1 protein-coding gene is annotated in these 804 nt (G+C 57.7%); it reads right to left on the bottom strand.

What is annotated here, in order from left to right; genetic code table 11:
* Nucleotides 1-452: 452 nt before the first annotated feature.
* Nucleotides 453-804, bottom strand: a 352-nt coding sequence (locus F2P67_RS27565; protein ID WP_246226568.1) for a LysR substrate-binding domain-containing protein, incomplete at its 5' end; no start/stop codon positions are given.

Genomic DNA, 804 nt, shown 5'->3' with positions numbered 1-804 from the left:
CGGTCGCATAGGGACGAAAAATGGGATCAGACCGCGTCCGATTCCGTGAATCTCCTTACCGCCCATGCATCGTTTGTTCATTCTCGAACTGACGCTGTCGACTGACAATCCCATTGGGAACGGATGCTGTGTTCACTGCCAGTTAACCTTGCGCCTTCGTCATAGCCCCCAGGATCGGATGGGCGTGGCACGTCGATCAGTGCACACGTGGCGAGGCCTGGTGTGGCGCGGGCGGTTGGTGCCGACGCGAACATGGCGTGCTCTGCGACGGACCGGTGGAGCGGGTGCACCGGTGGTCAGTAGTGTGGTCAGAATGAACAAAGGGTTCTCGCGGCGGCGCCTGGGCGGCCGCGCGATTATTGATACGCCTTGTTGAATGTTACGGTGCAACTAGAGGCGGTGAGGCGTCGAATTGGCGCACCGGATGGGAGAGATGGAGCAGGGTGATGCACTTACTTCCAGCACTCGGCGCATTCTCTCAATTCCTTTTCCAGGTAATCGATCAACGCCCGCTTTGCGGGTGACGGGAAACGGCTGGGAAGCGTGATAATATACAAGCTGTTTAGCTGGCCGCCGATCTGGTACTGCGCAAGTACTTGCTGCAGATTTTTGGCGGTGGGTCCGCGCATTGCGTATGTCGGCAGAATACCGATGCCCATGCCTTCCATTACCGCATCGAGGATAAAGGGGTAGTCGGCCCATTGCAGCGTTGGCTGGATATGGACGAGCTGGGCGTCCGTGTCATCATTTCGATTTCTAAGCGCGATCGTCGCCTCCAGACTCGGCGGCAATCCGATAAAAGTC

The sequence above is a fragment of the Pseudomonas atagonensis genome, assembly GCF_011369485.1.
Classification (GTDB): Bacteria; Pseudomonadota; Gammaproteobacteria; order Pseudomonadales; family Pseudomonadaceae; genus Aquipseudomonas; species Aquipseudomonas atagonensis.
This window is presented reverse-complemented; position numbering and strand designations above follow the sequence as displayed.